We start from the raw sequence: 14,278 nt of genomic DNA, 5'->3' as shown, positions 1-14,278 counted from the left end.
TCACCATGACCAGCACCACCACGTTCATCCCCAGCCCCGCCTCGCCCTACCAAGGGGACATCGCCCGCTACTGGGACGGCGAGGCCAGGCCCGTCAACCTGCGTCTCGGCGACGTGGACGGGCTCTACCACCACCACTACGGCATCGGTGACATCGACCGCGCCGCCCTCGGGGACACCGGGGACGTCGGGTACGAGAGCAGGCTGATCTCCGAGCTCCACCGCCTGGAGTCGGCGCAGGCCGAAGTTCTCCTGGACCACCTCGGCCCCATCGGGCGCGACGATACCCTCCTGGACGCCGGCTGCGGCCGCGGCGGTTCGATGGTCATGGCCCACCAACGGTTCGGGTGCGACGTCGAGGGCGTCACCCTGTCGGCCAAGCAGGCGGAGTTCGCCAACCGCCGAGCCCTGGAACTCGGCGTCGAGGACCACGTCCGTGCTCGCGTGTGCAACATGCTGGACACTCCCCTCGAAAGGGGACAGGTCGCCGCCTCGTGGAACAACGAGTCGAGCATGTACGTCGACCTGGAAGACCTCTTCGCCGAACACTCCCGCGTCCTGTCGGCAGGCGGTCGCTACGTGACCATCACCGGCTGCTGGAACCCGCGATACGGACAACCGTCGAAGTGGGTCTCCCAGATCAACGCGCACTTCGAGTGCAACATCCACTCCCGCCGCGAATACCTCCGCGCCATGGCCAACAACCGACTTGTGCCGCAGGCCGTCATCGACCTGACGCCCGAGACCCTGCCCTACTGGGAACTGCGTGCCACATCGTCACTCGTCACCGGCATCGAGACGGCGTTCATCAACTCCTACAAGGACGGCTCCTTCCAGTACCTCCTGATCGCGGCCGACCGCGTCTGACCGACCACATGACAGGTCCGCGCCGTCACACGACGTGCCCGGACCTGTCGGACAGCAGCCCAGGGTCTGTACGGTCAACGGCTCTCTCTCACGTTCGGATGCGAGTGCCGATCTCCTCCTTGAGCAGGGCCCGGAGATTCTCCGCAGCGGCATTGCCGAAGCGTGATCCGGTGCGCCCGTGGCTCTGCCGCAGGCCCAGCTCCCTTGTTCGGTGACGGAATCGGGCCCAGGTGTACTCGCTGTCGCGATCACTGTGTATGACGCAGACGGGCTCCAGACCGGCCCGGCAGTGAGCCATGTCGCGGGCGTCCACGACGAGTTCGGCGCGGTGGGATGCCGGTTCACTCCTGATCTGGCTCCGTACATGATCCGAGAACCCCTGAACTGCGGTTGGCAGCCCACGACCGCTACCCCATCTCCGCCGCGCCGGAAGATGGCTCCGGCATGGAGCCGGCAACACCTTGGCCTCCGAGTTCGCCGTTGAGCCGGTCAGTGAGAATCATCGCCACATCGTCCGTCAAGTCGCCCTCGTTATGACGGATCAACGCCTGGTGCAGTTGCTCCAGGAATTCTGGTGGGGTGGTGTCGGCGCCTATCCCCTCCATGGCCTCCGGCAGAGCGAAGAATCCGCCGTCACGGTTGCGGGCCTCGATCACGCCGTCGGTGTACAGCAGCAGACGGTCACCGGGAACAAACGGATAGCTCTCAGGCTTGGCGGAGAGGTTGGTGGCGAGGTCTTCAAGACCGAGAGGCGGCAACGGCGAGGACGGCATCAGTGTCGTAGCCCTGCCCTGGTGCAGCAGCAGCGGCGGTGGATGCCCACGGTTGACCAGCTGCACCACGGGTTCGTCCGGGACCTGTGCGATGAGCGCCGTGACGAACCCTTCCAGCAGAACTTCCTGGTCATACGCACCCGGCACGGCGACTTCCCGTCGCAGCGCGGCCGCGCAGTGGTTCATGACCTCCACCAGCTCATCCTCATAGTGCGCGGCTTCCCGGAACGCACCCAACGCCACCGCGACGGCTCGCACTGCGACCAGCCCCTTGCCGCGGACGTCCCCCACGATCATCCGGACGCCGTACCGCGTCTGCACGGCCTCGTACAGATCACCGCCCACCTGCGCCCCCGTCCCCGCCGCAAGGGACAGGCTGCCCGCGAGCACTGGGCCCAGTCGCGCGGGTACGGGCCGCAGCACGACCTCCTGGGCCGCCACGGCGATCCGGCGGACCTGGTCAAGCTCTCTCTGCCTGCGCGTCTGCACAGCGCTGCTGGTAATGAAGCCAGCCACGGAGACCAGGGACAGAGCCAGAAAATTGGTATAGACCTGAAGGGTGCCCCATGCCCCGTTGTAGGTCGCGGTGGTCACACTGATTGCCAGCGCGAGAGCCGCCGCCGCGGTGGTGCCCTTGGGCCCCATCGTCACTGCCGCCAAAGCCGGGACCGCAGTGAGGAAGGGCCCGGTATAGATGAAGTGCGCAGGCGTGAGCTCGATGACCAGCACGGCCAGCGCGATCAAGAAGGGCACGCACTGCATCAGCGCGAAGAGGGCCCGGCTACGCCTGCATGCCCCGGGCGGAGGCGGTGAGCGCAAAAGCGACTTCATGCCCCAAGCCTGCCTTGCTGAAGCTCCCGGCTCCACTCTGCTGCCGGCCCCCCACAGCCGGGCCCGACGCGCCATCGACCCCCAGCGCGCCGTCCGACTCGTCGGCGACGCGGTCTTCGAGCCCTCGCCGCTCGCCGCCGCCGAATACGTCACCTCCGCCGGCTGGACGGCCGTCACCCTCGGCCTGCCCGGCCACTGGCTACTCGCCTCCGCCCGCCGAGGACGCCTCCTCAACGGCGAGAACTACGTCTTCGTCTGGCTCACCTCCCTGCTCGGCGCCATCGCCCTCGGCATCCTCACCCTCCCGGTGGCCTGGCTCCTGGCGACCTCCCGGGGTAGGAGAGGCTTGAGGTGACCCCCGGAGTGTGGACACAGGGGTTCATGCTGCGCACCTTCCAGGACCAAGAAGATCCATTGTCAGGTGTCCACACCACGGGGGTCGCCTCACCTCGCCGTCGGCACCCTCCGCGAAGGCACGCGACCGGGTTGAACTCGCCGACGAGCTGGCCATGGTGCCCATCAGCCCGCGCGAACTCCTCGCCCTGTTCCGGGTGTTCACCCTGCCCCGGCCCCACCAGGACACTGTCCCGGCACATGCCCTGCGCTGGTCACACTGGCGTCGGCGACACCAGCATCGCGCAGCTGACTGCCACCGCCGCTGGAACAACGTCACGGCAGTGGCCATCGCATGACAGGAATGTGCCGACGCGCGGTAGGTGTCACCAGAGGCCGGCCAGGCAGACTGTGCGGGGTGGACATCTATCGACCGGTGGACCGGGATCTCGCTCCCGAATGGTACGGACGCCTGCGCGTGCAGACCGTCGATCTCGGCCCGGCCCGCTGGCTCACCGAGCGTGTCCCAGGGCACGGCGACTTCGGAACGGTAGCGGGCGTCGCCGCGCCCGGATTCGCCGCTTATGCCCGGGTTCTGCATCCGGCTTCCCTGAGTGAGCGGCCGGTGCGGTGGACGGCGGTGGCTGCCGCCTACCAGCGCGAGGTGACACCGGGCACAGACTGGCATGAGCTGATCGGGATGGACCGCGACTACCACAACACCGCCGAGTACGGCTTGCCCGGTATCTGGGACGAGCATCCGACGGAAGGTCCGACTCCGCCCGCTGTGGCCCAGGCCCTGATCCCCATCCTGGCCCGGCACACCCGGACTTCCGAGCGCTGCTGGTTCGGTTTGTGGAGCGGCTACGGACGGTGGGACTTCGACCAAGTTCCTTCCTTCGAGACTCCCGGCCGGGACGAAGTGCTGCTCGCCGGGACGCTGGCCGATGCCGTCTCGCCGGTATCTCTGGACGAGTTCGCCGAACTGCCCGACCTGTGGTGGCCGCAGGACCGTGCCTGGTGCCTGGGCGGTGACGTGGACTTGGTAAGTACCTACGTCGGCGGGTCCCGGGCACTGATCGCCGATCTGCTGGCCGCTCCGGAGCTGGAGACGCACCCGGTGGCGCCCGGCGACGGGCTTGGCTGAACCCCGCCGCGGACGGCTGGGGGCCACCGGACGCAGCGCCCTCTCTCACGAACTGCAGCTGCCGTGACAGAGCCGTTGATTGGACAGTCCCCGCCTTGGCGGTGGGCGGTGCGCTGGCCGGTGATGAAGGCTCGGAGCCGGTATCCGTAGGCGTCTTCGTGGTCGGCGGCAACGCGCAGGTGGCCGTGTTCGGCGTGGTAGCGCAGGGCGGCGGCAAGGCCTGCGCGGCGGGGCGCGGACAGGACGGCGCCGTTGGCGGGCCACTTGAGCAGGTCGAGGGCGCGGGCGATGCCGACAGATCGCTCAGTCCTGGGCCGGCATCACCCGGGTCACCTTGCCCTTCAGGTCGGCATCCAGATAGCCGGTGACGTGGTCGTCGGCGAGATAGACGAACCGCGGGTCGGTGCGCTTGGCGGATGGGGACGCACTGATCAATGGCAGCCAGGCTCTCCAGCTCATCGTGGTCGAGGGCCATCCTCGTCACGGCAACCCGCGATGTTGCCGCGACTACCTGTTGGTGGCCACGGTGCCATGGTCGGCTACGGCCACTGTCGGCGACCGTAGTCTCCGGGCCGTTGGTGTTTATGGTATTCGGTCAGCTGGGCCGGTGAAGTCGAGGCTCAAAGTTGTGGCGGCGACACACAGAGACACCAACCCCCTTGTGGTGCACGGGCTCGCCGCCTCCGAGCACTTCACGCCCGACTACCCCTTCTCCGGACTCGCCGTCATGCGCCAGAGCCTGGAGCAGCCCGGCCTGAGCGATATCGGCGTCGGCTTCTCGCCCCATTGTCTGCAACTGACCGGCAGATCCTCCAGGAACCTGTGCACCACCCTCGGCTGGCCCTGCGCATAGCGGTCAGCATTTTCCTGCGTCTCGGGCCTGGCATACGGACTCGTGGCTGTTCTACGTCTGCCCGCTGCGGCGTGTCACGATCCTGCGGTGGCTGGGCGGCTGCCGTTCTACTCTGAGCTCCACGAGGATGTTCGACCACCACGGGGGGTTCGATGCTCGTAGGCATTCACGGGATCCGCTGCTACCGCTACCTGACACGGGCTGGCAGTGCGGAGGGGGCCGCGCGGGCGCTGGCCGCCGAATGGGGCGCAGCGTTGGGCGCCGACTACAACGGCGTCTCCTACGAGCAGGGGGGCCTTGACGCGGCTTACTACGCGCATTTGCTGCACCTGGGGACGACCCAAGGTTCTGCCGAGGACCCGGAGCTCCTTGGGGTGACAGGACAGCAGATGCTCGCGGACTGGGCGGCGGAACTCGGTGCTCCCAACGAGGTTCTCATGGGCCGGGCTGGGCTACCGGTGCGCCAGATTGCCGAGTGGATTGCCCGTCGCCACGGTGATCTGGCCAGGCGGATGGTGGTGTTGTTCTGCCGGGAGGCCGACACATATCTCGCCGACCCCGCCTCGCAGCGGCGTGCGGGGGTCCGGGACGAGCTGCACGGAGTAATGGAGCGTCGGCGCCCGCGGGTACTGATCGCGCATTCGCTGGGCAGCGTGATTGCCTACGAGGCCCTGTGGCACCGTCCCGTGGAACTGGACGTGCTCATCACGCTGGGCTCCCCACTGGGACTGCCAGGGGCGATCCGTGACCGGTTGTGCCTGGGACCAGGTAACGAGGAGCGGACCGGGCAGCGACCGCCGGGCGTGCGGCGGTGGGTGAACATCGCGGACATCGGGGACGTCGTGGCGATCCCTCGTGACCTGCCCGCCTCCTTCCCGGGTATCGACGTCCATCACGAGGTGAGCCTGGGCCTGGCCGCCTCCCACAAGGCGACGCGCTACCTGGCGATGCCCGAGGTGGCCGCAGAGCTGGCTCGCCTGCACTGATCTCCCTCAGAATCAGTCGGCGCGGCGCAGGACGACGATCTCCCATTCGCATCCCAGGATGATCCGGTCGTCGCACACCAGCAGCGACTGCACTGCGCCGGGCACGCCCAAGCTGGCAACAGCGCTTTCCAGAAACGGGTTCCAGACACGGACGGCACCGTCGTCTGCGGCAACCACCAACGGACCCTCGGGCCCCGCGCCGCACGCGACCGCGTTGACCCCGCCGGCGATGGGCAGGGTTTCCCCGCACGGTCGTATCCGCGGAGTGCCCGATAGGTCCCAGAGCCGAAGGGTGCCGTCCTGGCCCCCGGTGACGGCGAGCGGAACGCCGTCGTCCGTCGTTGTGCAGGCTAGCGCGGTGGCCCAGCCCTGATGAGCCTGCACGGGCGGAAGGAGCGGCAGCCCCGTCGCCAGGTCCCACAGGCGCAGAGTCCCGTCGTCGCCGCAGGACAGCACGGTTGGCCGGGCGTCCAGATTCATGCAGGCCAGTGCGTTGACCCCGCCGGTGTGTCCGGCGATCGGCAGGCCCCTGCGGGAGCGGCTTTCCACGTCCCACAGGTGCAGCAAACCGTCGGTGCCAGCTGACACCAACACCGGCCGCCCTTCAAGGGACGAGGCCGCCAGTGCCTGAACCGGCGCAGTGGCGGGACTGAATGCGGGCCCGTACGGAGTGCCCTCGCGCAGATCCCAAACCCGCGACAGGCCGTCGGCGCCTGCGGTGACGACCACGGGGCGCTCCTGCCCGCCGATGACCACCAAGTCATGCACAGACACCGGCCGTCCGGCTGTCGCTCCGGCGTGCCTGGTCTGGACCGACGGGCCGTACGGCGTGCCCTCTGCCAGGTCCCAGCGGTGCAGCATGCCGTCGGCACCGGCCGAGACGAGCACGGTGCGCTCGTCGAGTTCGGCGTAGGCGAGGGCGGTGACCCACGAGGTGTGTCCGGGCTCGGGGGCAGTACGAGGCCGACCGGGCGGTAGATGCCACACCCGCAATGCCGGGTCCAAGCCGGCCGAGACCAGGACGGGCGGCGTTGCAGGGGGGCGGGCGAGGGCGGTCACCGCGCCCATGTGCCCGACGAATCGGCCCTGTTCCGTCCCACGCGCAGGATCCCAGATCCGGATCGTGCCATCACTGCTGCCGCTCAGCAGACGTGGCCCTGAGTCCTCCTCACCATCTGGTGCCTGCAGTCCGTCCTGAGAGCCGTCCACGTGGGAGAGAGCGTAGACGGGGCCGTCGTGCGCGGTGGCCGAAGTCATCAGCAGAGCATGAGAGGTGGCGTCCCAGAGGCGCACGTGGCCGTCCTCGCCGCCGGTCACCACGCACAAGCGGTCTCCTACGACGGCAAGGGCGAGGGCGGTCACGCTGCACGGGTGGCGCAGATCTGGACCGGCCGTCTCGCCGAGCGGTGCGCAGAAGCGGACCGTCCCCTCGTCATCGGCCACCGCCACGAGCGGTCCGTCGTCGCCAGACACACAGACCAGAGCGGTGGTCCGGCCCAGATCGGTGCGCAGCTTCTCGACGGGCAGTTCGCCCATGAGGTCCCACAACAGCAGGTGCCCATCCGCGTCCGCCGTCACGGCCATCGCCCGCCCCACCACGTCGATGCAGGCGAGAGCTCGCACCCCGCGCGCGCCGGGAAACAGTGGAGCAGCCGTCCGCAGTGGCTCTAGTGCGGGCAGGGCACGCACCTCCGGGACTCCGTCTGCTGCCACCACCAGTACCACAGGCCGGCCGGCGCGTTCCGTACAGGCCAGCGACCGGATCTCGCCTCGGCCAGGATCGACCGAACCGCGTACTCGGCCGTGCCGGGCGTCCCACACCCGCAGGCGCCCGTCCCGTGTGCCGGTTACTACGTCGGACGGTCCAGATGCCGGGGCGGCGAGTGCCGTCACCCGGTCCTCGGGCAGGGGCAGGGTGAAGGCATGCGCCGCGCTAATCCTGCTGGCGGTGGCCCACTGTGGCGGCCACGCCATCGGGCTGCCCTGCCCAGGGCCTGGTCGGGCCAACCGGTCGGCGAGGGTGCGGGCGCCCTGCCGTACGGCGTCGATGGCCAGGATGTGCCGACGGCCCTCGTCAGACGTCATGCGGTGGACGTGCGCGCTGGTGCGGTAGACAGTGGCGGCGCTGCGAGCCGACTCTGATGCTGCATGGCCCAGTTCGGGATCGAGTCGGTCGGGGTCGGCATGGACCAGGAAGCCGGGATCGGCGCACAGGGCGTCGAAGCAGCCCGCGTCGACGGCGTGTTGGGCGAGGTGATGGCGCAGATAGTCGTCGAGTCCGGCCCAACGCAGGCCCGCTGCGGCACCCGATCCGCGCAGGGTTCCCAGGAGGGCCCCGTATACCGCCTGCTCGGCCGTTGTACCCGGTGCCGGGCGAGGGCCGGGCGTGGCCTGGTCACGCAACTCGTCTGCGATGCTCTGGTGCAACAGGCGGTACAGGGCGGTACCGCGGTCGTCGGGCACGGTACGGAGGAAAGCGCGGAGTTCGTCGAGGAGGTGCACGACTTCTGCGGTGTGGTCTTCGAGGGCACGTGCTGCCGGATCGGGCGTGTCGGTGTCGTCCGGTGCATCGGGTTCGGCAGTCTTCGACACTTCGCTCGGGCTGTCGAAGGCGTCGGCGATCGCGGCCACGAGTGCTACCGGCAGGCCGTCGCCCTGAGCGAAAGCGAGGGCTGTGAGGACTGGACGCAGCAGATGGTGGGCGTGGTCACCGGCGAACTGGAGATCCAACAGGCCAGGCAGGTCTCGGGGGACCTGTTCGCCAAGTTGGCGTGCTGCCTCGGGGGCGTCCAGGGCGGGTGCCACACCCTCCTGGAGAACGTAGGACGTGTAGAGGGCGGCGATGAGGTGTGGGCCGGTGGCGGGTGAGGGCTCCGGATCGGCCAGGGCGCGTGCGGTGGCGGCGGCGAATTCCGCTACATGCTCGCTCCGTTCCGGTCCCATGAGCCGTTCGACGTACGCCCGCAGGTCCGCTTCTAGCGTCTCGTGTCCGATCGCGTCGAGGTCGATTAGGTCCCCGGCGGTCCGCGCGTCGGAGATCAGTGGCAGAAAGGGATCCTCCTCGCGGGCCGCCAGCAGTACTCGGCACAGTGGTAGCCCGTCGGGTCGGTCCAGGGTGGTCAGGGGCTGGAGCAGGTCGCGGACCAGTTCCACTGGGTCGCGAGCCTCATCAAGCGCGTCCAGCACGACGACGGGCGGCGGGTCGGTGCGGCGGCTGAGCGCCTCGATCAGCCGCCGCGGGTCCGTCTCTGGGGCGTCCGAGGAGCCGGCCCACCCCGGATCGTGAGCGCCGGTGCGGTGCACCAGGGACCGCACCACCTCGGCGAGCGTGCGCTGACGGGCATGGACGGGCAGCGGCGCCGACCGAGCGGTCACCTCGCGGCCGAGAGGCTGCCACAACGTACGGGTGTCTTCCCGAAGTTCGGGATGGGACGCGCACAACAGCACGCCCAAGAGCGCAGACTTACCCGCGCCCGGACTGCCGGTAACCACCATCAGCCGGCTCAGGCCGGTTCCGCCCCCGAGCCAGTCTGCTATCCGTTCGACCTCCGCCGCGCGTCCGGTGAACAGCCCCTGCCAGTCAGCCGGTCCGGCCGGAAAGCCTGCGCCGCCCTGGGCGTGGCGGCGGAAGTGGTCGGGGTCAGCGACATCGTCGAGCAGCGAGGCAGACACCCCTGGCGTGGCGGGGAGGGGGACCGGCCGCACGGCCGCCGCGCGGTAGCTGGGGTTGGGTAGGAACGGTAGGTCGGGACCTACGGTGTCGAGGGCGCTGACGGTGATGCGCTGGGCGAGACCACCGCGCGCCTCGGTGGTCTTCTCCAGCTGCTTGCGCACTTCGTCGGCGAACCAGTGGAATCCGATGTGCGGGCTGCGTGGATCGAATTGCAGTCTTCGCTCTGCCAGTGCGTTCAGGACCTCGGCCACGGCTTCGCTGAAGCGGCCGTCCACCGCCATTTCCGCCTCGGCCGCAGCGGCCATTACCCACGCGCGGTTGGAGCCATCGAGCATCCGGCGCAGCTGCCACTCCAGACGGGCGGCGGCCCCAGAGTGGCAAAGGTCCAGCAAGAACAACACCAGCGGTCGGCCGGGGAAGTCCTCCACCGCGGACAGCCAACCTCCCACCGACGTACCCGCAGTGTGGGTGCTGTCGCACCCCAAGACGTACAGGCCGGTGGGTCTGACTACCCCGTGGCTGACAACATGGATGACGAGGACGTCGTCCGGTCCGGTCGCGGAGAGCAGTTGGTGCACGGCGTCGCCGAGGGCCTCGGCCGTTGGGCCGGCCGCCCCGTCCTCGGGGTCCAGCTGCTCGCATCGGTAGCCAAAGCAGGGCAATTGCAGCGCCGAGGCCACCGCGGTCACCCGCTCCACGGCGAACAGCAGAGGATCGGGGCCCTCGTCATCAAGGCCGAACTCCCCGTCGGGCGCGAACCAAGTCACCCCCACGCTCAGCGCGCTGCGCACCGGCCCATCGGCCGACGGTTCGGGCGGAGCCGGGTCCACTGGGGGGCTCGTCCCGCGGGTGGCAGTCATGGGCCCTGCTGTTTCTTGTCCCCCGCGGCATCCGACGTCATCTGGGACAGGAGCTGGGAAAGCTCGGTGCTATCCGTGCCGACCTGCTCCTCGAGCCGCTCCAGGGCCAACTTGCCCCAAGCGAGAGCCCCTTCGATGTCACCGTATTCAGCGAGGAGCCTCACCTGCTCGCGCACAGCCTCTCGCACGGCCGGATCAGCATCACCGAGGGCGCCCATGGGCTCCAGATGCCGAGTCAGGTCGAGGATGCCGCTGCCGTCCCCGACGGGCGTGGCGACGGCGGTGCGCCAGGTAACGAACGTGGCCCGTGCCAGTCGCTGCGCGGCGACCACCTCCGCCATCGCCATGTGCTCCCGGCGCACCCGCTGCACCGCAGGCGCGATGAACACGGTCATCCCGTCATCGGTGGCCGTGACCAGCGCGGCGTCTGCGAGGGCGGCCATCGCCACGTCGTATGTCCGCGGCAATGCCTGCGCGAGGAATCTAGTTGGTACAGGACCCCCGGCCAGCACCGCGCACAAGTCCAGCAGAGGCGCGGCTGCCGGGCACTCTCGCACCGCATGGTCCTGAGCGAGCGCGCACACCTTGGCCACGGGGTCATCGAGAGGGGCAGCGGGCTGCGCTCTGGGTTCCGGGTCCGCGCCGAGCGCGGTGAGCAGGGCATCAGGCGCCAACCTGAGCAGCAGACGTGCCGCGATTGCCAGCGCCAGAGGCACGTCGTCGAGCCTGGCCGCGATTCGCAGCGCGACCGGAGCAGTGAGCCCGCGCACCCGGTCAAGCAGGAAGCGGATGCTGGTGGCCCGCTTGAATGAGGGGACGGAGCGAGACACGAACCCGTTCGGCCAGCCGCCGTCGGCGGAAGTGACCAGTACGGTGCCAGGCCCGTCGGGTAGCGATGCGGGAAGGTCCTCCGGCCGGGCGTCGTCGACTACCAGCAGCCAAGTCGCGGTGGACCGGCCGCCGGTGGCCCGCAGCAGGGCGGGCAGTTCGCGTCCGGCGGAGGGCCGTTCCGCCGTCACCCAAGCCACGTGATCGTAGGCATGGCCGTACATCGCCACGTACCGGGCGGCCGTCGAGGTGGCGCCGCCGCCCTCGCGGGCCGTCAGTACCAGGCCTGCGCTGCGCCCGCCGAACGCGCCCGCGTGTATCTCCGCCAGCAGCTCGTCCCGGTCCAGCAGCACGCCTACCGGGGGCACCGTGCCGTTGACGGAAAGGGGCTCCGCTTGTGCCGGCACCGTGCTAACAGGAGAGGGACAGCTCGCCCCGAGCGGGGCTGACTCCTCCAACTGCCGGGCCAGCCCTTCGTAGCGTTCGCTCAAGTGGCGCAGAGCCTGTGCGGTGACGATAGCGAAGGGGCGTATCGAGCGGGCGGCATCGACCGCGGTCGCCTCGCCGTCCAGCAGGGCCGTGAAGTCAGTGGTGGGGGTGCCAGAGCGTTGAAGGCGGCCGAACAGCCACTCCGTGACGCAGGACAGCGTGTGCAGGATCTGGGACTGTCGCGCTCCGTCCAGCAGAACCTGGCGAACACCGGGACAAAAGTCGAACGAAACGGAGAGTATTTCGTCGGCGGGGGTGTCTGTGAGGTCCTGGTCGGCGCGGGTGACCAGACCAGTGAAAAGGATCTCAGTAAGCACGGACGGTCGGCTGTTTCCACACACCGCCTGTTGCACCAGCCGCATCACCGGCAGGCTCAGCGGCACGGCTGCCAGATGTGACGCAAGCCGGATTGCCATCGGGCTGGCGTGCTGGGTGAAGTCCCGGACCAGGTCATCGGGGGACGCCGTCATGCGGGCAGTCGGGGGTGGTGGACCCGACGCTCCAGCGGCGGGGGACGCCGGGACCATGGTTGCGAGCGTGTCCCACGCGGAGGTCTCCCCACTGACCAAGGCGGCCCACGGTCCGAGCCAGCGCGGGTCGAGCTCTAGCACCGGTACGGCCATGGCGCTCGCCGCGAACCGGTGTCTGGCGGACGGGTTGCCTTCCAAAGGGGTGACGACCAAGCGAGTGTTGGGAGCGCCGGGCATTCCAGAGCGAAGCTTTACTTCGTGGACGCTCAGCGCGCTCCGTTTCCACATGCGACGCGGCAGCAGCTGTACGAGCGCGACCGGGCCGTACTGGCCCCAGGTGTGCAGGAGGCGGTCCAGCGTACCGTCCGCCCATGAGGGGCTCACGTAGTCGGAAGCCACCAGCACGATGCGCCGCCCGGTGGGGTCAACGATCCCCAGAGGGCTGCGGTCCAGGAGACGCTCGCCGGGCCTTGCGGTGGGAGGGCGCAGCACGATGCCATGAGAGGGGATCTCCTCGGTGGGCAGCAGCCAGTGCTGCACGGACCGAAACGCTCCGACGCTGCCCAGTATGGACAGGAACTCCTTGACAGTGTCGCCCCAGACCGCCATAGATACCGAGTCGTCCACGACCACCACCAGGTCCAGCCAGCGGCTGGGTGCCGGACGCAGCACGGGGGACCACTGGGCGGTGTCGACGATGCCCTCCACCGTGGCCTCCTCGTCCAACACGGTCATGTCCCACGAGGGGACCCTGCGGGTCAGCGGGCGCAGCGAGCGGGCGAGTGCCAAACGCTGCGGCAGGGCCGCCGGGGCCAGCAGCCGTATCCGTTCACCCCCGGCGCCTCCCGGTGCAGGTCGCGCCTCGGGCAGATAGAACGCCATCCGGGATTCCGACCCTCTACCGATCACCCGCTCTTCCGGCGCCGCGACCGAAGCCGCTGATGCTGGGATCTCCAACGGCAGTTGCTCCACTGTCCCCGGCGTGCCGTCCGGCCTCGCCACGGTGACAAGACTGCCGGCAGGTCCTGCCGAGGAGGCCGACGGTCCTAGGCGCTCCGCCAGCCACAGTGCGTCTGCCAGCTGCTCGGCCTCGGGAGCCTCCCCGACAAGCCGCAACAGTTCGGCTAGCTCCCTGATCACGTGCCTGGACCGAGGGGCCTGAGCAGCAACCGCACCAGCTCCTCGCGCCTTGCGGGGACTCCGTCGCCGAGGGAGAGAAAGATGGCGTTGAGAAGCTGGTCGGTCGAGAGCAGCCCTTCGGCACGGTTGCGAAGGAACGTCTCGATGAGATCCTGGGCGCGGACGGTGGCGTGGTGCCCCAGATGCGCCTCGACGATACGAGTGAGCTTCTCAGCGTCCGGTTCGGGCAGATCCAACTGGACACAGCGGCGCAGGAACGCGGCAGGGAACTCGCGCTCACCGTTGCTTGTGATGACCACCAACGGAAACTCGGTGCACTGCACCAGCCCTCGAGCGACGGTCGCGACCACACCGGGATCATGGGTCATGACGTCTACGGTGCGCTCCTTGGTCAGACGCACGAGTTCGGGGATCTCGAACTCCCCTTCTTCGAAGACGTGGAGTAAGTCGTTAGGCAGATCGATGTCACTCTTGTCCAGTTCATCGACGAGCAGCACCCGCGGCTGGTGCGAGGGCAGCAACGCCGTGCCGAGCGGCCCCAGCCGAAGATAGACCCCGATATCGGAGACCTCCTCGGCGTGCGGCACCAGCTCGCCCTCCGGCCGAGTATGCGCGGCTGCCATACGGCCGGCCTCCCGCAGGCGCCCGATCGCGTCGTAGGTGTACAGGCCGTCTTTGAGCGTCGTGCGGCTGGTAACCGGCCAGACGAGCACCCGGCCCAGACCGAGTTCATGGGCCACGTGATGGGCGAGGGTGGACTTGCCTGCTCCCGGCCGACCGGTGACCAGCAGGGGACGGCGCAGTAGCAGCGCCGCGTTGACGGCGTCGACCGTGTGCGGGTCAGACTGATAGACGCGAGCCCGCGAGAGTGAACGGCCACTCGCGCGGTCGTCCTGCTTTTTGGTCATGTCGCGCCATGGTGGCGGAGCGGGTAGCCGCCTAATTCCCTCGTGAGGCTCGCCGTGGCCCTCGTAGATACGCAATTCCTGCACGTCGTCCTGTCCCTCCCATCCCGCTGTCGCCGTCGGG

The 14,278-nt window shown here is 69.1% G+C and carries 11 protein-coding genes; 5 read left to right on the top strand and 6 right to left on the bottom strand.

What is annotated here, in order from left to right; translation table 11 throughout:
* Positions 1-5: 5 nt before the first annotated feature.
* Positions 6-866: a geranyl diphosphate 2-C-methyltransferase gene (locus ABZX90_RS35895; RefSeq protein ID WP_351131483.1), complete on the top strand. Its 861-nt coding sequence runs from the start codon at positions 6-8 to the stop codon at positions 864-866.
* A gap of 407 nt (positions 867-1,273) precedes the next feature.
* Here ABZX90_RS35895 and ABZX90_RS35890 read toward each other — a convergent pair whose 3' ends face one another.
* Positions 1,274-2,401: a PP2C family protein-serine/threonine phosphatase gene (locus ABZX90_RS35890; RefSeq protein ID WP_351131551.1), complete on the bottom strand. Its 1,128-nt coding sequence runs from the start codon at positions 2,399-2,401 to the stop codon at positions 1,274-1,276.
* On the opposite strand from ABZX90_RS35890, the gene ABZX90_RS35885 reads away from it, so the two are divergent.
* A complete protein-coding gene (locus ABZX90_RS35885; RefSeq protein WP_351131559.1) occupies positions 2,358-2,825 on the top strand; it encodes a hypothetical protein in 468 nt (155 codons plus the stop codon). The genes ABZX90_RS35890 and ABZX90_RS35885 overlap by 44 nt on opposite strands.
* Before the next feature lie 396 nt (positions 2,826-3,221).
* Complete coding sequence (locus ABZX90_RS35880; RefSeq protein ID WP_351131482.1) at positions 3,222-3,950, top strand: hypothetical protein; 729 nt, start codon at positions 3,222-3,224, stop codon at positions 3,948-3,950.
* Here ABZX90_RS35880 and ABZX90_RS35875 read toward each other — a convergent pair.
* Together ABZX90_RS35875 and ABZX90_RS35870 are read right to left on the bottom strand one after the other, a co-directional pair.
* The gene (locus ABZX90_RS35875) at positions 3,857-4,192 is read right to left on the bottom strand and encodes a helicase associated domain-containing protein (protein WP_351131549.1); all 336 of its coding nucleotides are present in this window, start codon (positions 4,190-4,192) and stop codon (positions 3,857-3,859) included. The genes ABZX90_RS35880 and ABZX90_RS35875 overlap by 94 nt on opposite strands.
* A gap of 61 nt (positions 4,193-4,253) precedes the next feature.
* Positions 4,254-4,409: a hypothetical protein gene (locus ABZX90_RS35870; RefSeq protein ID WP_351131481.1), complete on the bottom strand. Its 156-nt coding sequence runs from the start codon at positions 4,407-4,409 to the stop codon at positions 4,254-4,256.
* A gap of 169 nt (positions 4,410-4,578) precedes the next feature.
* Here ABZX90_RS35870 and ABZX90_RS35865 point away from each other — a divergent pair, with 169 nt between their 5' ends.
* Positions 4,579-4,803, top strand: coding sequence for a hypothetical protein (locus ABZX90_RS35865; protein WP_351131480.1), 225 nt, complete (start codon positions 4,579-4,581; stop codon positions 4,801-4,803).
* 152 nt (positions 4,804-4,955) lie between these two features.
* On the top strand, positions 4,956-5,789 hold the full coding sequence (locus tag ABZX90_RS35860) for a hypothetical protein (RefSeq protein WP_351131479.1): 834 nt from the start codon (positions 4,956-4,958) through the stop codon (positions 5,787-5,789).
* 12 nt (positions 5,790-5,801) lie between these two features.
* Here the strand turns inward: ABZX90_RS35860 and ABZX90_RS35855 are convergent, their stop codons facing one another.
* From ABZX90_RS35855 to ABZX90_RS35845, 3 genes are read right to left on the bottom strand one after another with little or no spacing between them, the layout of a single operon-like run.
* Complete coding sequence (locus tag ABZX90_RS35855) at positions 5,802-10,322, bottom strand: AAA family ATPase (RefSeq protein WP_355212071.1); 4,521 nt, start codon at positions 10,320-10,322, stop codon at positions 5,802-5,804.
* A complete protein-coding gene (locus ABZX90_RS35850) occupies positions 10,319-13,249 on the bottom strand; it encodes an SAV_2336 N-terminal domain-related protein (RefSeq protein ID WP_355212068.1) in 2,931 nt (976 codons plus the stop codon). Before ABZX90_RS35850 ends, ABZX90_RS35855 begins: the two co-directional genes overlap by 4 nt.
* The gene (locus tag ABZX90_RS35845; RefSeq protein ID WP_351131475.1) at positions 13,246-14,241 is read right to left on the bottom strand and encodes an AAA family ATPase; all 996 of its coding nucleotides are present in this window, start codon (positions 14,239-14,241) and stop codon (positions 13,246-13,248) included. The genes ABZX90_RS35850 and ABZX90_RS35845 overlap by 4 nt, the downstream gene beginning before the upstream one ends.
* Between the last annotated feature and the right edge of the window lie 37 nt (positions 14,242-14,278).

The sequence above is a fragment of the Streptomyces sp. NPDC002935 genome (assembly GCF_040611295.1).
Lineage (GTDB): Bacteria > Actinomycetota > Actinomycetes > Streptomycetales > Streptomycetaceae > Streptomyces.
The sequence above is the reverse complement of the archived record's forward strand: the minus strand, read 5'-3'. Positions and strand labels throughout refer to the sequence as shown.